At 70.5% G+C, this 17,687-nt stretch carries 17 protein-coding genes and 1 tRNA gene; 8 read left to right on the top strand and 10 right to left on the bottom strand.

The annotated features are described in order from the left end of the window. Window positions 1–14: 14 nt before the first annotated feature. The 4 genes from ACY0PA_RS21575 to ACY0PA_RS21560 form a co-directional block, all read right to left on the bottom strand. The gene (locus ACY0PA_RS21575; RefSeq protein ID WP_473086137.1) at window positions 15–572 is read right to left on the bottom strand and encodes a copper chaperone PCu(A)C; all 558 of its coding nucleotides are present in this window, start codon (window positions 570–572) and stop codon (window positions 15–17) included. Continuing rightward, window positions 569–1,267 (bottom strand): SCO family protein, encoded by a 699-nt coding sequence (locus tag ACY0PA_RS21570; protein ID WP_473086136.1) that lies wholly within the window; start codon window positions 1,265–1,267, stop codon window positions 569–571. The genes ACY0PA_RS21575 and ACY0PA_RS21570 overlap by 4 nt, the downstream gene beginning before the upstream one ends. Window positions 1,268–1,369: 102 nt before the next feature. Then, on the bottom strand, window positions 1,370–2,128 hold the full coding sequence (locus ACY0PA_RS21565; RefSeq protein WP_473086135.1) for a YcnI family copper-binding membrane protein: 759 nt from the start codon (window positions 2,126–2,128) through the stop codon (window positions 1,370–1,372). Between the two features lie 148 nt (window positions 2,129–2,276). Beyond that, complete coding sequence (locus ACY0PA_RS21560) at window positions 2,277–3,083, bottom strand: hypothetical protein (RefSeq protein WP_473086134.1); 807 nt, start codon at window positions 3,081–3,083, stop codon at window positions 2,277–2,279. A gap of 238 nt (window positions 3,084–3,321) precedes the next feature. Here ACY0PA_RS21560 and ACY0PA_RS21555 point away from each other — a divergent pair, with 238 nt between their 5' ends. After that, a complete protein-coding gene (locus ACY0PA_RS21555) occupies window positions 3,322–3,783 on the top strand; it encodes an ATP-binding protein (protein ID WP_473086133.1) in 462 nt (153 codons plus the stop codon). Between the two features lie 196 nt (window positions 3,784–3,979). Here ACY0PA_RS21555 and ACY0PA_RS21550 read toward each other — a convergent pair whose 3' ends face one another. Continuing rightward, window positions 3,980–5,449, bottom strand: coding sequence for an aminopeptidase P family protein (locus ACY0PA_RS21550; protein ID WP_473086132.1), 1,470 nt, complete (start codon window positions 5,447–5,449; stop codon window positions 3,980–3,982). 152 nt (window positions 5,450–5,601) lie between these two features. Then, a complete protein-coding gene (locus ACY0PA_RS21545; protein WP_473086131.1) occupies window positions 5,602–7,125 on the bottom strand; it encodes a PP2C family protein-serine/threonine phosphatase in 1,524 nt (507 codons plus the stop codon). Between the two features lie 460 nt (window positions 7,126–7,585). On the opposite strand from ACY0PA_RS21545, the gene ACY0PA_RS21540 reads away from it, so the two are divergent. Together ACY0PA_RS21540 and ACY0PA_RS21535 are read left to right on the top strand one after the other, a co-directional pair. Continuing rightward, entirely contained in the window at window positions 7,586–8,281 is a 696-nt protein-coding gene (locus tag ACY0PA_RS21540; RefSeq protein WP_473086130.1) for a bifunctional DNA primase/polymerase, read from the top strand. A gap of 54 nt (window positions 8,282–8,335) precedes the next feature. Next, entirely contained in the window at window positions 8,336–9,019 is a 684-nt protein-coding gene (locus ACY0PA_RS21535) for a hypothetical protein (protein ID WP_473086129.1), read from the top strand. A gap of 229 nt (window positions 9,020–9,248) precedes the next feature. On the opposite strand, the gene ACY0PA_RS21530 is transcribed toward ACY0PA_RS21535, so the two are convergent. The 3 genes from ACY0PA_RS21530 to ACY0PA_RS21520 all read right to left on the bottom strand — a co-directional run bounded on the left by ACY0PA_RS21530 (window position 9,249) and on the right by ACY0PA_RS21520 (window position 11,832). Next, window positions 9,249–10,211, bottom strand: a complete 963-nt coding sequence (locus ACY0PA_RS21530) for a DUF5926 family protein (protein ID WP_473086128.1) — start codon at window positions 10,209–10,211, stop codon at window positions 9,249–9,251. A 104-nt stretch (window positions 10,212–10,315) separates the two neighbouring features. Next, entirely contained in the window at window positions 10,316–10,954 is a 639-nt protein-coding gene (locus ACY0PA_RS21525) for an ATP-binding protein (protein WP_473086127.1), read from the bottom strand. Between the two features lie 62 nt (window positions 10,955–11,016). Then, window positions 11,017–11,832: a glycerophosphodiester phosphodiesterase gene (locus ACY0PA_RS21520; RefSeq protein WP_473086126.1), complete on the bottom strand. Its 816-nt coding sequence runs from the start codon at window positions 11,830–11,832 to the stop codon at window positions 11,017–11,019. Between the two features lie 190 nt (window positions 11,833–12,022). Here ACY0PA_RS21520 and ACY0PA_RS21515 point away from each other — a divergent pair, with 190 nt between their 5' ends. Together ACY0PA_RS21515 and ACY0PA_RS21510 are read left to right on the top strand one after the other, a co-directional pair. Beyond that, entirely contained in the window at window positions 12,023–13,495 is a 1,473-nt protein-coding gene (locus tag ACY0PA_RS21515) for a S1C family serine protease (RefSeq protein WP_473086125.1), read from the top strand. Window positions 13,496–13,556: 61 nt separating this feature from the next. Continuing rightward, window positions 13,557–13,641, top strand: a tRNA-Ser gene (locus ACY0PA_RS21510). A 93-nt stretch (window positions 13,642–13,734) separates the two neighbouring features. On the opposite strand, the gene ACY0PA_RS21505 is transcribed toward ACY0PA_RS21510, so the two are convergent. Beyond that, window positions 13,735–14,619 (bottom strand): bifunctional DNA primase/polymerase, encoded by an 885-nt coding sequence (locus ACY0PA_RS21505; protein WP_473086124.1) that lies wholly within the window; start codon window positions 14,617–14,619, stop codon window positions 13,735–13,737. Window positions 14,620–14,950: 331 nt separating this feature from the next. Here ACY0PA_RS21505 and ACY0PA_RS21500 point away from each other — a divergent pair, with 331 nt between their 5' ends. From ACY0PA_RS21500 to ACY0PA_RS21490, 3 genes are all read left to right on the top strand, one after another. After that, window positions 14,951–15,262: a hypothetical protein gene (locus tag ACY0PA_RS21500; protein ID WP_473086123.1), complete on the top strand. Its 312-nt coding sequence runs from the start codon at window positions 14,951–14,953 to the stop codon at window positions 15,260–15,262. A gap of 245 nt (window positions 15,263–15,507) precedes the next feature. After that, window positions 15,508–16,743 carry an acyl-CoA dehydrogenase family protein gene (locus ACY0PA_RS21495; RefSeq protein WP_473086122.1) on the top strand — a complete coding sequence of 412 codons (1,236 nt, stop codon included), beginning with the start codon at window positions 15,508–15,510 and terminating at the stop codon, window positions 16,741–16,743. Between the two features lie 8 nt (window positions 16,744–16,751). Beyond that, window positions 16,752–17,687: a bifunctional MaoC family dehydratase N-terminal/OB-fold nucleic acid binding domain-containing protein gene (locus tag ACY0PA_RS21490; RefSeq protein WP_473086391.1), complete on the top strand. Its 936-nt coding sequence runs from the start codon at window positions 16,752–16,754 to the stop codon at window positions 17,685–17,687.

Raw genomic sequence — 17,687 nt, 5'->3', positions numbered from 1 at the left:
GAACGGTCAGCCCCTCAGTGCGACGTGTGCGACGGGTGCGAGGTGTGCGACGGGTTCGACTTGTGTGATGCCATCGACGCCGACGACATCGACGAGTGCGCCGACTTGGCCGTCGGGTTGTAGGTGGCGGCCTTCACCGGGAAGGTCACCGTGACGGTGCCGGACTTGGCGAAGTGCAGCTCCACGGACACCTTGTCGCCCTCCTTCGGCGTCTGCTTGAGGTTTTCGAACATGAGGTGGTTGCCACCGCGTTCGAAGTCGAGCTCGCCGTCGGCCGGGACCGGGAAGGACTTCTGCTCCTTCATCACCCCGCCCTTCGTGGAGTGGAGGGTGACCTGCTGGGCGATGGAGCTGGTCACCGAGGTGAGCGTGTCGGCGCCGCCGCTGTTGCGCACGATGAAGAAGCCGGCCGCCATGCCGGCGCCCGCGGGCGCCGGCATGAACGCCCCGCCGACCTTTACCGCGGGCTTGCCGGAGGACGCCGAGGCCGACGAGTCGCCGGAGCCGCAGGCCGTGAGGGCGAGTCCGGCCGCCAGCGCCGTGGCGCCGAGGGCTAGCGGTGTACGCCTCACGGCCGCTCCCCCTTGATGATCTTGGGGAGGTCCTTGGTGTAGTCGTCGACGGTGGCGTCCTCGCCGTACAGGACGTACCCGGCGTCGGTCTTCGGCGAGAAGGCGATGACCTGGGTGCCGTGCATCGAGACGAGCTTGCCGTTCTTGTCCTTCTCCGTCGGCTCGATGGAGATGCCGAGGGTGCGGGCGCTGCCCTGGATGGTGGCGAAGTCGCCGGTCAGGCCGATGAAGTCGGGGTCCTGCGCCTTGAGCCACTTGCCGAGGACGGGCGCGGTGTCGCGGTCAGGGTCGGTGGTGACGAAGACGACCTGGAGCTTGTCCTGTTCGGCCTTCGGCAGTGCCTTCTTGGCGACGGCGATGTTGCTCATCGTCAGGGGGCAGACGTCGGGGCAGTGGGTGTAGCCGAAGTAGATCAGCGTGGGCTTGCCCTTGGTCTGCTCGCGCAGGTCGAACTTCTTGCCGTGGGTGTCCGTGAGGACGAGGTCCGGCTTCTTGAAGGGCGAGTCGAGAACGGTCGCGGCCTTGTTCGAGCCGGTCTCGGCGGAGACCTCGGCCACGGGCTTGTTGCTGTCGTCGCCACTGCCGCAGGCGGAGAGGGTGAGCGAGGCCGCAGCGATGAGCCCGGCGGCGAGCAGCGTCTTCTTACGGAGGGCCCGGCGAGGACCTGCGTGCGGGGTCTTACGGGGAGAGCGCATAGAAAAATGTCCCAGATGTGAGGCGGGCCGGTGTGCACCGGGGTCGGCCGGTGCCACGGGGGCCGACGTCTGCGCCGGCCCCGGTGCACACCCGCGGCTGGTTCAGCTGTTGGTACGACGGCGTCCCGCGAGCACCCCGAAGGCCACGCCGGCGGCGCCGACGACGATGCCGGCGATGCCGAGGGCGCGTGCGGTGGTGTCGCTGTCGGAGGAGCCGTCGGAGGAGCTGTCCGACGAGGAGGCCGTGGCCGCCTTGTCGTCATCCGACGTGGCGGTGTCGTCGGCCGCGGCGCCGCCGTGGTGGTCCTCGGTCGCGGCCGAGAGCTCCAGGGTGGGCGCCGGGTTCTCCGGTTCCTCCTGGCCCTTGGCCTGCGGCTCGATCCAGCGCACGACTTCCTTGTTGTCGTAGGTCTGGATCGCCTTGAAGACGAGCTCGTCCGTGTCCTCGGGCAGCTGCCCGATGGAGAGCGGGAACTTCTGGAAGAAGCCGGGCTGGATGCCCTTGTCCTTGCCCGAGCCGTCGGCGGTCCAGGTGACCTGGGAGACGGCCTGGTCGATCTTCTCGCCGTGCATCTCCAGCGGCTTGTCGAGCTTGGACTTGGTGACCTTGGCGGTCCAGCCGGGGATGGGCTCGGGCATGACCGAGGCCAGCGGGTGGTCGGTCGGGAAGTTGACCTCGACCTTGGTGGTCGCGGCGTCGTCGCGCTCATTCGGCACCTTGAAGTTCACGACGGCGTATCCGCCCTTGGCGGCGACGCCCTCAGGCTGCACGCTCACGTGTGCGAAGGCGGGGACGGAGAGCACCAGGACGGCGGACGCGGCGGTGGCACCGACTGCGGCGACGCGGGAAATCCTCTTCATGGCAAAAACCACTCCACTCGGGTTCAGCGGGATCAGGTGAACGGGTGAGTGCGCGCACCGGGAACGGGGCACGCGCGCGTGCCGCACGACACTCCTCCGCGCTGTGCGGGAACCCGTGCGGGGCCCCGCGTGGAGTACGTGTGTCGTGTCAGGCAGCGAGACGGAACGCGTCACCCGCGGGCGGGCCGCGCCTGATCACCGAGTGCTGAAGTGCCGTCGTGCGCAGGGGCAGTGGCGCGAGGAGCTCGGTGGGCACCACATGGGGCGCCGGTTCCGCAGCCCCGGGCAGACCGGCCCTGAGGGCGCGTACGAGAGCGAGAGCGGCGCGCAGGGAACGGACGAGCGCCCCCTGGGCGACTCCATGCGCCGAGTTCGCCGAGAGGCGGACGAGCCGGCCGAGCGCGAGGTCTCCATGGCGCAGCAGCCAGCCCGCGACGACTGCGGCGAGCAGGTGCCCGAGCAGCATCGGCAGGGACGGCAGCAGCGGCATGGAGGTGACCGCTTCGGTGGCGGTGTGGTGGTGCATGCCCGTTCCGGAACCGGGTTCGAGGCCGGCGTCCGACAGGATCTTCTGCGCCTGCGCGGGGCTGATCGCCGCCATGCCGGAGCCGCACATGAGCCGGGCCGCGCGTTCCACGACCGAGGGCTCCTGTGCGGTCTGCGCCATCGGCACGGTGCCCTGCTGGCCCACTCCGAAGAGGGTGTGCAGACCGGTCTGGCCGACCGCGAGAGCGGCGGCGATGCCCGGCAGCGAGCGCTCGCGCCCGGCGAGCGGCGCCGCCACGGCGAACACCGCGAGGAACCCGACGCCCAACGTCCACAGCGGGACGGTGGCGCACGAGGCGAGCACATGTCCGGCCGCGGACAACGCGACGCAGACCGCGGTGAACACCGCGGCCCTCAGCAGCCGGACATCCGTTCCGGTGCGCGCCTCGCGCTGGTGGGGGGCAGACATGGCGGGCTCATCATCGCACTGGGCTTACCCGCCTCATACGGCAGGTCCACAAGGTCCGGAATCTGCCGCCCCGCCCCCTTGAAGCCGACTCTGTACACCGCTGAAGCCGGCTCCGTACACCGCCGCCACCGGTCCGCGCGTCCGCCGTATGGGCGATATCACGCGAAACACGCGATTGCACGGGGGCCGTTGCGGCAATACGTATCGGTATGTCGAGCCGCGGCCTGGAGGCTGGAGCATGAGCATCTGGTGGTCTCTGCACTTGCGCCGCGAGGCCGCGAGCGTTCCGCTCGCCCGGCGCCTGCTGATCGACACCATGGAGACCGCGGGCGTGGACCGCGACATCTCGTACGACCTGTCCGTCGCCCTCACCGAGGCCTGTGCCAACGCCGTCGAGCACGGCGGCGATCCGGACCCCGACGATCCGGCGGGCGCGTACCGGGTCACGGCCTACCTGGAGGGCGAGACCTGTCGCATCGAGGTCGCCGACTCCGGTCCCGGCTTCCCGGCCCTGCGGGGCCGCGGCACGACGCTGCTCAAGCCCGCACCCGACTACGCCGAGCACGGCCGCGGACTCTGTCTCATCCAGGAGCTCGCGGACCACGTCCACTTCGTCAACAGACCGGGCAGGGGCGGGGCGGTGGTCAGCTTCGACAAGGTGCTCAAGTGGCGCGAGGACGCGCCCCTGGTCTCGGCCTGACCCCTCCGGACACGAAAGCCTGACCCGTCCGGACACGAAAGCCTGACCCGTCCGGACACGACGGGCTGCCCCGTGCGGACGGAACGGGCTGCCCCGTGCGGACACGACACCCTGGTCCCCTCCGGGCACGACAGCGGCCGGGCACCGTCACGCCGTGCCCGGCCACTTCGCAAACGCGTCTCTACGCGCGCGTGGTTCAGCCCTTGAGCTGAGCCATCCACGCCTCGACCTCGTCCGAGCGGCGCGGCAGGCCGGCGGAGAGGTTCCGGTTGCCGTCCTCGGTCACGAGGATGTCGTCCTCGATCCGGACGCCGATGCCGCGGTACTCCTGCGGCACGGTCAGGTCGTCGGCCTGGAAGTACAGACCGGGCTCGACGGTCAGGCACATGCCGGGCTCCAGCGTGCCGTCCACGTACGTCTCGGTGCGCGCGACGGCGCAGTCGTGGACGTCGAGGCCGAGCATGTGGCCGGTGCCGTGCAGCGTCCAGCGGCGCTGGAGGCCGAGCTCGAGGACGCGCTCGACCGGACCCTGGACGAGGCCCCACTCGACGAGCTTCTCGGCGAGCACACGCTGCGCGGCGTCGTGGAAGTCGCGGTACTTGGCACCGGGCTTGACGGCCGCGATACCGGCCTCCTGCGCCTCGTAGACGGCGTCGTAGATCTTCTTCTGGAGCTCGGTGTAGCGGCCGTTGACCGGCAGCGTGCGCGTCACGTCGGCGGTGTAGAGGCTGTGCGTCTCGACGCCCGCGTCGAGGAGGAGCAGGTCGCCGGAGCGGACCGGGCCGTCGTTGCGGACCCAGTGGAGGGTGCAGGCGTGCGGGCCGGAGGCGCAGATCGAGCCGTAGCCGATGTCGTTGCCCTCGACGCGTGCGCGCAGGAAGAACGTGCCCTCGATGTAGCGCTCGCTGGTGGCCTCGGCCTTGTCGAGGATCTTCACGACGTCCTCGAAGCCGCGGACGGTGGAGTCGACGGCCTTCTGCAGCTCGCCGATCTCGAACGCGTCCTTCACCAGGCGGGCCTCGGAGAGGAAGACGCGCAGTTCGTCGTCGTGCTCGCGGGTGACCTTGTCGGTCAGGGCGGCCTCGATGCCGGCGTCGTGTCCGCGCACCACGCGGACCGGGCCGCTCGCCTCGGCCAGGTGGCCGGCGAGGTCGCGCACGTCGGAGGCGGGGATGCCGTAGACCTGCTCGGCCTCGGCGAGGGAGTGGCGGCGGCCGACCCACAGCTCGCCCTGGCCGTCGAGCCAGAACTCGCCGTTCTCGCGGTCGGAGCGCGGCAGCAGGTAGATCGTCGCGTCGTGCCCGGAGACCGTCGGCTCAAGGACGAGGACGCCGTCCTCCGTCTGGTTGCCGGTCAGGTACGCGTACTCGACGGAGGCGCGGAAGGCGTACTCGGTGTCGTTCGAACGGGTCTTGAGGTTGCCCGCGGGGACGACGATGCGCTCACCGGGGAAGCGCGCGGAGAGGGCAGCGCGGCGGGCGGCCGTCTCGGACGCCTGCGCGATCGGCTCGAGGCCGTGCAGCTCCGTATCGGCCCAGCCGGACTTCATGCTCTCGGCGAGCTCATCGGACACGCCCGGGTACAGGCCGTTCTTGCGCTGCTTGATCGGCTCGTCGCTCTCGGTCTGAGCGATCTCCGGGTTCTCCGGGGTGAGCTCCTCCGACACGTCTTCCTCCTAGATACGGCCCTGGGATCGGCCTGGGTGAGGCCTGGGTACAACGATGGACCCCCTCCATCGTACGGTCGTACGGAAGGGGGCCCAGGGCCGGAAGACCTGTTACATCAAGGGCTACGGGCTGTACCGCCCCGGTCACCGGATCACTCGAAGCGCGCGGCGAGCAGCACGACGTCCTCGTCGCTGTCGGCAGCGTCGAGTCCGTCCGGCAGGACGGTGTGCAGGACGTGGTCGGCGATCGCGCCGGGGTCGTCGCGGATCGTGCGCGGGACGCCGGCCGCCGCCGCGTGCAGACGGGCGAAGGCGCGGTCCATCGGGTCACCGGTGCGGTGCAGCAGTCCGTCCGTGTACAGCAGCACGGTCTCGCCGGGCTCCGGGCTGAACTCGACGCTCGGCGCCTCCCAGCAGGCCAGCATCCCGAGCGGCGCGGACAGCGACGTCTCCACGTACTCGGTGCGTCTCTCGCCGATGACCAGCGGCGGGCTGTGCCCGGCCCCGGCCAGGACGATCTTGCGCAGGGCGGGCTCGCAGTACGCGAAGAGGGCGGTGGCGCTGCGCGCGGGCTCGGTCAGCCGGAGCAGCAGCTCCAGATCGGACAGGACGGCGACGGGGTCCTCGCCCTCCATCACCGCGTACGCCCGCAGGCTGGCCCTGAGCCGGCCCATCGCGGCGACGGCGCTGGCCCCGGAGCCGGTGACGGAGCCGACGGCCAGGCCGAGCGCGCCCTCGGGCAGCGGCAGCGCGTCGTACCAGTCGCCGCCGCCGCGCGGTCCCGTGCGGCGCCGTGCGGCGAGCTGGACGCCCGCGACCCGCGGGAGCCGCGGCGGCAGCAACTCCTCCGCGATGGTGCGGGACTTGGTGCGCGCCCGCTCCAGTTCGAGCAGGCGCGCCAGGTGTTCGGTGGCGTAGCGCGTGTACAGACCGACCAGATGGCGCTGGCGTTCGACGGGCTCGGCTGGCTCGTCGTAGAGCCACACCACGGCGCCGAGCCGGCCCGCCGCCTCGGTCGCGAGGGGCACCGCGAAGCTCGCCGCGTAGCCGAGCCGGGCGGCGACCTCGCGGTGGCGCGGGTCGAGCCCGTCCTCGGACAGCAGATCCGCGTGCACCTCGGGCTCGCCGGTCGCGTCCGCGCGGTCGAGGATCCTCCCGTACGAGGTCGCGCCGCGCGGCACCGTCTCGATGTGGCCGAGGTCGGCGCGGGCGAGGCCGAGTCCGACGGTGGTGTCGGGGCCCAGGCCGTCGGCCGGTTCCAGGACGACGAGTCCGCGGCGCGCGCCGACGAGGGCGGCACCGGCGCGGAGCACCTCGTGCAGGGCGTCGTCCATGACGGCCGTCCTGGCCAGGCGCTCGGTGAGTTCGTGCAGCGTGGTGAGGTCGGAGACCCAGCCGGCGAGCCGGTCCTGGATCAGCGCTCCGGGGGCGCCGGGGGCTCCGGGCGCTCCAGCCGAGGAAGGGTGCGCGGGCGCGGGTGACGCGGGCGCGACAGTGTGTGCCGGTGGGGGAACCGTTGAATCGATTCCAGCCACTTTCGGAAGGTGCGGGGCTGTCATGGCGTCCGGCTTTCCGGCCGGTGCGTATTGCTCAATAGCATCGCAAACCCCCATGTGATTCTGCGCCGCCAGCAGTGTCTCCACATCTACACGCACCGATGAGGGGATGTCCAGCATTGTCCTGCTGGGATTCCTGGTGTCCAGGAGGCCCGTGCGGCATTAGTGATCTCTGATCGAACTTGGCTGAAAAGTGCCTCGGGTAAGGGCGTATTGAGGTCGACTGGCATTGTTCGACAGAGCGTCACAGCGGTCGTGATGGGTACGTACTCGGAGAAGGCCAGGGGCAGTTGGGATCGACCCGGAACCTGGCGACGGACCCGGGCGTCCTAACCACCGACGACCGTGCCCCATCCTCCCGTGGGGGAGACGGCGAGTAACACGCGCGACGGCAAACGCCAGGCGCCGCCACCCCACGCCAGGCTTTTCAAGTACGCGGCCGGCGCTCGGACTATAGGGGTTCCCCCTGCTCAAGGCTGGGGTGCGGCGCTCCCAGTATGTACGCTCAGTGAAGTGCTCGACACGCAGTGTGATGTGGCCCACAGCGTTCTCTTCGGTCTACGGAAAGGAACGAGCGCTCATGCGCGAGATCCTCGGAAGGCGACGCAGGCTCCTGTCCAGGCGAAACAACGGGAAGTCTGATCAGTTCAGCGCGGCCCTGACCTTCGCGACCGCATGGCAGTGGCCCGTGCTCCCGGGCGTGGGGCTCGTGGGGGCGGGGCGCCGTGACGGCGTCAGCTGCGCCTGCCCCGACCCGCAGTGCACGGTGCCCGGCGCGCACCCCTTCGACCCCGGGCTGCTCGCCGCGACCACGGACGAGCGCATGATCCGCTGGTGGTGGACCAACCGTCCGACGGCGCCGATCGTGCTGGCCACGGGGGCCGGTGCGGGCGCGAGTGGCGGCCGCGCACCCTGCGCGGTGAGCCTCCCCTCGGTCGCCGGAGCCCGCGCCCTCAAGGCGCTCGACCGTACGGACATCAGGCTCGGCCCGGTCGTCGCCACCAGGGACCGTCTCTTCATCCTTGTGGCGCCCTACTCCATGGAGCAGCTGGGCGAGCTGCTCTACGCACAGGACTGGGTGCCGGGGTCCCTGCGCTTTCACGGCGAGGGCGGCTATCTGGCACTGCCTCCGTCCGACACCGGCCTCGGCCAGGTCCGCTGGGAGCGCGCACCGCTGCCCGGCTCCGCGGCGCCCTGGGTGCCCGATGTGGAGGCCGTGGTGGACGCGGTGGTGGATGCCCTCACTCGTACGGGTGTGAGCGCGCCCGAGTTGTAGGGGAATTGGGCGCGCGGCGAGGGTGTGAAGGGGCGGCGCCGATATCTTCGGCGCATGCCCTCCCCCTTCCCCAAGCTCTCGACCGGCATCGAGCAGGGGAGACCCCATTCCCACCTTCGTCTGCTCGGTCTTCTCGCGGTCGTGGTCCTGACCGTTCTCCTCCCGCTGGCGGGCGCGTCCGCGGGCCCCGTCGGCGACACGGCCGCGGAGGACAGCCCCAACTCCGGCGAACTGCCCACGGGCAACGCTGACAGCGCCGACAAGGTCGACGACAAACCGGGCGCGAGCGAGAGCGACACGGCGGACACCGCGGCGACGGATGCGGCGGGCAAAGCGCGCAAGTCCCACGGGCGGCCGCCGGGTACTTCCCTGCTCGCCGGTCTCGGTATCGCCACGACGGCACGGTGCGGACCTGAACTCGCCTCTCCCGACGGCATCGAGGCGCAGACCTGCGTACTGACCCAGGGTCGGGACACGTGGGCGAGGACCTACTACAGGAACGCGACAGGGGGGCCGCTGAGTTCCGTCCTGACGCTGATGGCTCCGGAGGGCCGCACCGTACAGATGCACTGCGCGGTGGGTACCCAGGACGAACCGGGCACGTGTGACACGCCTCGGGAGCGCACTTCGGGTGAGGCGAGCGCTTACTCAGCGGTGGCGGAGTTCGCGGGAGCCGGGGACGCGGGGCCGCTGCTGCTCAGGTCGGGAAGCAACGCGACGACGCCAGCCGGACGCTGAGCGAGCGGGACGATTTCCCGGGCGCAGGCCCACGGGGAAGTCCCGGAAAAACAAGGACCCGGTTGCTGGCGACGGGGGATGCACCAGCAACCGGGCTACTCGAACGGTAACAAGAGATCGGCCGTTAGCAAATTCGATCTCGGCTATTCGTATGCGGATTTACCTGCCGCTACGGGGAGTTGTGACCGGAGTCACCCGTTCTGAGGGCTTCCTGTGGCTGACCGGTCGGTCAGCTGAGCGTCACCTGTCGATTGGTGAGGCCGCCGCGTGCCCGGCGCTCTTCGACGGTCAGCGGCGCCTCGGAGGCGAGGGCCGCGGCGAGCCGCTCGGCGAACTCGGCGGCCGGCTTCTCGACATCCTCGGCGCTCACCCCGGTGGGCAGGTCCCAGACCGGAACGGTCAGGCCGTGCGCCCGGAACGAGCCGACCAGGCGCGTGCCCTCGCCGAGCGAGGACGTGCCGGCCGCGTGCAGCCGGGCGAGCGCGTCGAGCAGCTGCTCCTCGGGGTGCGGCATGACCCAGCGCAGGTGGTTCTTGTCGGGCGTCTCGCACCAGTAGGCGCCTTCGACACCGGACAGCTTCACCGTCGGGATGGCGGCCGCGTTGGCCCGCTCCAGGGAGGCGGAGACCTCCGGGCTCGCGTTCTCCGAGTCGGGCACCCAGAACTCGAATCCCGTGTGCACGACCGGCTCGAAGGCGGCCTCGGGGTCGAGCAGATCCTGCAGACGCGGGCCGTCGGCGGGTGCGCGCCGCGCCTGCACCGGCGTACCGGGCTCGGCGGTGAGCGCGCGCTGAAGGGTGTCGGCGAGGTCGCGGCTCAGGTCGCCGGACGAGGTGTCGTTCTGCAGGCCGATCAGGACCGAGCCGTCCTCGCGGCGCAGCGCGGGCCACGCCATCGGAAGCACCGTCGCGAGCGTCACGGAGGGAACGCCGTCCGGCAGGCTCTCCTTGAGGGTGAGCGGCACCGTCGCGGCGGGCACCAGCTCGCGCAGCGCGATCCAGTCACCCTCTCCCGCGAGACCTTCGAACGGGCGCTGCACCAGCTCGGTCACCGCGTGCGCGGCGGCGCGGCCGTGGCAGGCCTTGTAGCGGCGGCCACTCCCGCAGGGGCAGGGCTCACGGGCGCCGACGACCGGGATCTCCCCGCTGCTGACGTGCGACTTGCCCTTGGTCTGGGGGCGCTTCTTGGCCATCTTGGGTGTCTCCCGGTTACGGCTCTCGTACGTACGGGCGCGAGCCTAGCCCCTCGTACGGCCGGGGGCGGGGATCAGGCCGGGGCGTCGGGCCGGAGCGGGATTCAGCCCAAGTCGTCGAAGGCGTCCGCGAAATCGAGGTCGGACATGCTCGCGGGCGCGCGGCTCGCCACGCGCGTAGCGAAGGCGCCCTGCCCCTGTGCTCCGCCTTCGGAGCGCACGTCCTTGTGCACGACCACCCAGACGGTGACTTCCCCGGGGGCGTCGTCACGTACGCCCCAGTCGTCGGCGAGCGCCGAGATGATGTTGAGCCCGCGGCCGCCGTGCGCGGTGACCGAGGGCGTGGCCGGAACCGGGCGGGTCGGACCACCACCGTCCGTCACCTCGACGGTGAGACAGCCCCGCGTGTCGACCCTCCAAGCGGCCCGGACGTCGCCGTCCCCGGCCATGTCGTCGCCCAGCGGCCTGCCGTGCCGGCAGGCGTTGCTCAGCAGTTCGGACAGGATCAGTACGGCATCGTCGATGACCGCTTCCGAGACCCCGCCGACGCGCAGCTGATCACGCATCCGGTGTCTTGCTTCGCCCACGCCCGCAGGGCCATGGGGTACGGCCATGCTCGACGACGTGGGCACCTCCTGTGCCACCACCAACGCCACCCCCGAGACCTCCTTTGCCCCACGCCACGGTGTGAATGCCCCAATGGACTGGACCGGAAACCGGCCAATCCACGCGCAGTGACGCACTCGTAACGATCGAATACGGAGCGAACGCGCCGGAGCACACCCTGTGAGGGAGTTGGCCGGATTTAGCCCCTCCCGAGCTGGCGCAGAACCGCGCGGGGGCGGTTGGTGATGATCGCGTCGACGCCGAGGCCGACACACAGGTCGACATCCTCCGGCTCGTTGACCGTCCACACGTGCACCTGGTGGCCCGCCCGCTTGAGCTTCTCCACGTACCCGGGGTTGCTGCGCACGATCCGGATGCCCGGGCCCGCGATCGACACCCCCTTGGGGAGACGGCCGTCGCGGTGGCGGGGCGAGACGAACTGCATCAGGTAGACCGTCGGCAGGTGGGGGGACGCGGCCTGGACGCGGTGCAGGGAGCGCGCCGAGAAGCTCATGACGCGCACTGGGGGCGGCCCGTCCGGCGCTCCGGTGGGGGCGTCCAGGCCGAACCGCTTGAGGAGCATCAGCAGGCGTTCCTCGACCTGGCCGGCCCAGCGGGTGGGGTGTTTGGTCTCGATGGCGAGCTCCACTCGGCGGCCTGCGTCGGCGACCAGTTCGAGCAGCCGCTCCAGGGTCAGGACGGAGGTGTCTTCCCAGTCGGGGCCCTCCGTGCTGGTGCGGCCGGCCTCGCTGTTCTTCCAGGAGCCGAAGTCGAGGGCGGCGAGATCCGCCAGTTCCAGGGCCGATACCGCACCGCGTCCATTCGACGTACGGTTGACGCGGCGGTCGTGCACGCAGACGAGATGGCCGTCCGCAGTGAGCCGTACATCGCATTCGAGGGCGTCGGCACCGTCCTCGATGGCCCTTCTGTACGCGGCCAGCGTGTGCTCGGGAGCCTCGTCGGAGGCTCCGCGGTGGGCGACGACCTGGATCTGCTGCTGTCGTGCGAGGGTCACCGCGTCATGGTGCCATCGCGGGGCGTAGGGCCGCCCAGCGGATGCGTCCGTTTCGCCCGGCGTAAAGGATGGCACCGGACACACAGGAACGCCTTATGGTGCCCTGACGTCCCGTGGGAAAAGCTGACCGCATACAAACAGCAATGCCGATGGAATCAGCTGGTACAGCCGTGGATCGAGGAGAAGAGCTGTGAGCACCGAGAACGAGGGCACTTCGGTACCCCCTGCCCCGTCCGCACCTCCCGTGCCGGTGGAATCTCCCGCTACTCCCGCACCCGCCGGATCCGCACCACCTCCGGAGCCTGCCGACGCGCCGACTGCGGTGATCCCGCCGGTCGAGGGCGCGGCGTCTGGGGCGCACGAGGGTGTCGGCGCGGCCTCGGGGGCTGCGCCGACACCTGGTGGGCAGCACGTGGCCGCGAACGCGGCCACGGGTGGCTGGCCGCCTCCGCCGCCTGCCGTTCCGTCGTACGCGGACGGCGGCGGCGGAGGTCACCCCTGGGGCGCTTCCTACCAGGCTCCGGGGCCCACGCCGGGCCGCCGGCGTGGCGGTCTGCTGGCCGCGGTGGTCGCGGCAGCCCTGATCGCGGGCGGTGTCGGCGGTGGCATCGGCTACTGGGCGGCCGCGCGCAACGACGACGGTGGCGCGGGTTCGACGACGGTCTCCGCCTCGGACAACCCGGCGGCCTTCAAGCGTGACCCGGCCTCGGTCGCCGGCCTTGCGGCGAACGCGCTGCCGAGCACTGTCACCATCGAGGCCGAGGGCAGCGACGGCGAGGGCGGCACCGGCAGCGGCTTTGTCTATGACAAGCAGGGCCACATACTCACCAACAACCACGTGGTGGCCTCCGCCGCCGACGGAGGAAAGCTTTCGGCCACGTTCTCGAACGGCAAGAAGTACGACGCCGAGGTGATCGGCCGCGCCCAGGGCTACGACGTCGCGGTCATCAAGCTGAAGAACGCCCCGTCGAACCTGAAGCCGCTGGTGCTCGCCAACTCGGACAAGGTCGCCGTCGGTGACTCGACCATCGCGATCGGTGCGCCCTTCGGCCTGTCGAACACGGTGACCACGGGCATCGTGTCGGCGAAGGACCGGCCGGTGGCGTCCAGTGACAGCTCGGGCAGCAGCAAGGCGTCGTACATGAACGCGCTGCAGACCGATGCCTCGATCAACCCGGGCAACTCGGGCGGTCCGCTGCTCGACGCGCGGGGCGCGGTCATCGGCATCAACTCGGCGATCCAGCCGGGGAGCAGCGGCGGCATCGGAGGCTCCGGCCAGTCGGGCTCGGTCGGCCTCGGCTTCGCCATCCCGATCAACCAGGCGCGGAACGTCGCCAAGCAGCTCATCAAGACGGGCCAGCCGGTCTATCCGGTGATCGGTGCCTCGGTCGCGCTGGACGAGCAGGGTGACGGTGCGAAGATCACCGAGCAGGGCGCGGGCGGCTCGTCCGCGGTCACGGCGAACGGCCCGGCGGACAAGGCTGGCCTGAAGCCCGGCGATGTCATCACCAAGCTCGACGACACAGTGATCGACAGCGGTCCGACCCTGATCGGCCAGATCTGGACGCACAAGCCGGGCGACACGGTCAAGATCACGTACAAGCGCGGCAGCGCGGAGCACACGGTCGACGTGGTCCTCGGTGAGCGCAAGGGCGACAGCTGACCGAACTCCCGGCCGAACCCGCTACCCTGGTCCTCGCTCCGCCGGTTACCGGCGGGGCGTGGGTGGGTTGCCCGAGCGGCCTAAGGGAACGGTCTTGAAAACCGTCGTGGCGCGAGTCACCGTGGGTTCAAATCCCACACCCACCGCTTGCAGGTAGGTGTTTGTAAGGGGCGTTCGCTATGGCGGGCGCCCCTTACGCGTGTCCTGGGGAGGCTGGTTCGACCGGAGGACGTGGCGGTCTACGCCTCCGTGCCGTTGCGCTGGGTCATCCGGGCCGCCGAGGCGATCGTGGAGCGGGCCTCGCGTTCCGTCAGGCCCGTGCGGGTCGCGGCCTCCACGAGGGCGTCCGTGAGGCTGTCGCCGAGGTCGCTCTCGTAGGCGCGACAGGCGGCCCAGAACAGGCGGGTGTTGCGCTGGCCCTCATGTGCCGCGAGCACGAACTGGATCAGGCCGTGGCCGTGTTGGCCCGCATGTGCCGACGACGGGTGGTGCACGCGTGGCGGGGGTGTGAGCAGCCGAAGGAGCGCGGGCGGGCAGGGCGCGACGGGCAGGTGGGCGGTTCCTGGGACTGCGCTGTAGACGCCCTGGGCCGTGCGGGAGCCGGGGCCCACGAGATAGCCGCCCGCGCCACGGATGTCGATGCCCGGCGCGAGGCGTCCCGCAGAGTTGGGGACCACGACGTCCGGCGGTCCGGAGAGCCACACATGACGGCCGCCGCTGGGCGTGGCCACGACGACGGTGTCCGGGATCGTGAAGAGGTGGCGCAGCGCCAGTTCGCGCAGTGCGGCCGAGGAGTCCGTACCGGACTTGGTGTCGAGGTCGACGCCGATGAGGTGGTGCGGGGGCAGCCCGCACGCGATGCCGTAGCCGGTGGCGCGGGGAGCCGCCGCGAAGAGGTCACGGATGCGGCCCGGGTCGGTCGTGGCGTCGTACACGCCGTGGCCGGGGCGGCCGCACTCGCCGTGGCACGGGGCCGGGTCGGGTTCGTCGCGGTGCGGGGAGCGCAGGGCGGGGAGCTTCGTGCGGGAGAGCGGGATCACGGCCAGTCCGCGCTCGGCGGCGGAGAGGGCGTGGGCGAGGGCCAGGGTCGCAAGGGGCACTGCATGCCGGTCGGTGGTGGCCATGCCTCCATGTTCGTACGAACGTTCGAGTAAAGGAAGGGGGACTCGCCCGAGTGGAGCGTATTTACCAAAAATGCGCCGAAACGCTTCAGCCCCTGCGGCGGCTGCCCTGTCCTGTGCCGGTGGGACGCAATCCCGGCTGAGCTGGGCCTTTAAGGGAGCGAAGCAGGTTTATCGACATGTCCTCACGCTTGCGGGGGAATACCACCTTCCGGCCCGGTTCGATGGGGATTCGGTGGGCAATTCTGATCTCGCGACGTCGTGAGCAACGACCGAGGCGGTCGGCCAACTGCCTTGGATCAACCAGCAGTTACCGGTACTTGGAGGAATTGACATGGCACACATCCGTACCGCCCGCGCCCTCGCCGCCATCGCCGCCCTGCCCCTCGCGGCAGCCCTCTTCTCGGGGGTGGCGATGGCCGACAACGGGTCCTTCGCGGACGACGGATCGAACGCGGGTGTGGCGACCGTGAGCGGCAGTGGTGTCGGCGGCAACAACCACGGCAACTCGTCCACCAGCCAGCAGCAGGCAGTGGGCTCCGGCGCCTCGAACCAGAACAACACGGCCCAGGTGAACGGCTCCGCGTTCACGGCCGTCGACCAGTCGAACGAGAACATCGCGGTGAACTTCACCGAGCTCTGGTAGCCCGCCGGCTCCTGTCGGCGGGGGCCATTTCCAGGGGCGCGTGACATCTGTGCGGCGGTGCCTCGGCATCGCCGCACAGGCGTTTTCGGGCACCAAGCGGCCCTTCACGCGCGCGTGCTGATCCCTTGACACCCGTACCGAACCTGACGGACAGTCGTACCGAATCTGACGGTCAGTCAGAAAGCTTCGACAGAAGCAGACGGTCAGAGACCCTTGTTCGTACGAGGTCCGGGAGGGCCGCCGCCGTGCACCTCGCCCCCACCGAGCGCCAGCATGAACTCCGCGCCGAACTGAGCGCCTACTTCCGGGAACTGATGCCGGACGGGCCGCCCGCCCACGACGATCGAACGGCCCAGCGGCGCCTGCTGCGCCGCATCGGTGCCGACGGCCTCCTCGGGCTCGGCTGGCCCGTCGAGTACGGCGGCCGAGGCCGGGGCCCCGACGAGCAGTTCGTCTTCTTCGACGAGGCGTACCGCGCGGGCGCACCGGTCTCCATGGTGACCCTGAACACCGTCGGACCGACCCTGATCAAGTACGGGACCGAGGAGCAGAAGGCGTACTTCCTGCCGCGGATCCTCAAGGGGGAGCTGGTCTTCGCGATCGGGTACAGCGAGCCGTCGGCGGGGACCGATCTTGCCTCACTGCGGACGCGGGCGGTCCGCGACGGCGACGACTGGATCATCGACGGGCAGAAGATCTTCACGTCGAACGCGCAGAACGCCGACTGGATCTGGCTGGCCTGCCGCACGGACCCCGAAGCCGCCAAGCACCAGGGCATCTCGATCATTCTCGTGCCGACGGACGCCGCCGGCTTCAGCTGGACGCCCATCGAGACCGTCGGCGGGCTGACCACCACCGCCACGTACTACGACGGGATCCGCGTTCCCGCCTCGCATCTCGTCGGGGACGAGAACGGCGGCTGGGGTCTCATCACCAATCAGCTCAACCATGAGCGGGTCGCGCTCGCCGCGATCGGGATGCAGGCGGAGGACTTCTATGCGGCGGTGCTCGAAGCGGTTCGTTCACCCGATCCGGTGACGGGGGAACGCCGGATCGACCTGCCGTGGGTGCGGTCGCGACTGGCCGAAGTGCATGCCCGTCTGGCGGCAACGCGCCTGCTCAACTGGCGTTTGGTGGGGGATGTCGGGGCGGGGCGGCTCGCGCCGGGCGACGCGAGCGGCGTGAAATTCATGGGAACCGAATCGGCGGTCGAGGTGTACCGGATGTGTCAGGAGATCGCGGGCGACGCGGCGCTGGTTCGAGCCGGGTCGCCTGGGGCGTTCGGGGGCGGGGCTGGTGGGGACGCGGGCGCTGGGGCCGGTGGTGGGTCGGGCGGTGGTGCTCGGGGCGGGACGGCGGAGGGGGAGTTGGAGCGGATGAACAGGGCGGCGCAGATCAACACGTTCGGGGGCGGCGTGAGCGAGGTGCAGCGGGAGATCGTCGCGACGATGCGGCTCGGAATGAGGAGGGGGCGGCGGTGACGAGCGAGATGACGTACAAGGCGCTGAAGGCCTTCGAAGGGCTGCCCGCGGCCACCGCGGGGGTCGGCAAGGACTTGGTCAACGTGCCGATGATCAGGCACTGGTGCGAGGCGATGGGTGACACCAATCCCGCGTACGAGGGGCCCGACGCCATAGCGCCGCCGACCATGCTCCAGGCCTGGACGATGGGTGGGCTCTCCGGGCACCAGGGGCGCAGCGGCGCTTACGACGAACTGTTCGCGCTGCTGGACGGCGCGGGGTACACCTCGGTCGTCGCCACCGACTGCGAGCAGGAGTATCTGCGTCCGCTGCGGCCCGGTGACACGATCACTTTCGACGCGGTGATCGAGTCGGTGTCCGACCGCAAGACGACGAAGCTGGGCACGGGGCACTTCGTCACGACGCGCATGGATGTCAGGGCGGACGGCGAGCTCGCCGGGACGCATCGCTTCCGGATCCTCAAGTACGCTCCCCCGGCGCGGGCAGGGCGTGCGGTGGGAGGAGCGCGGGAGCAGCGGGCCCTGCGGCCCCGTCCGGTGGTGAACCGGGACAACGCGGGGTTCTGGGAAGGGGTCCGTGAGCACCGTCTCCTCATCCAGCGCTGCGAGGGGTGCGGGACGCTGCGCTTTCCCTGGCTGCCGGGGTGCGGCGCATGCGCCTCGCAGGACTGGGGCACGGTCGAGGCGAGCGGCGAGGGAACCGTCTTCTCGTACGTGGTGATGCACCACCCGCCTTTCCCGGCCTTCGACCCGCCGTACGCGGTGAGTCTGGTCGAGCTGGCCGAAGGCGTCCGGATCATCAGCAATGTGGTCGGGGTCCCGTACGACAAGGTCCGGATAGGGATGCCGGTACGGCTCGAATTTCTGCGGGTGGACGAGGAGTTGGAGCTGCCGGTCTTCCGGGCCGGCGACGGTTCGGGTGTCGTTGCGGGAGGGGAGGGCTGA

The organism is Streptomyces sp. DS1-CR2, from assembly GCF_055760475.1.
This window is presented reverse-complemented; position numbering and strand designations above follow the sequence as displayed.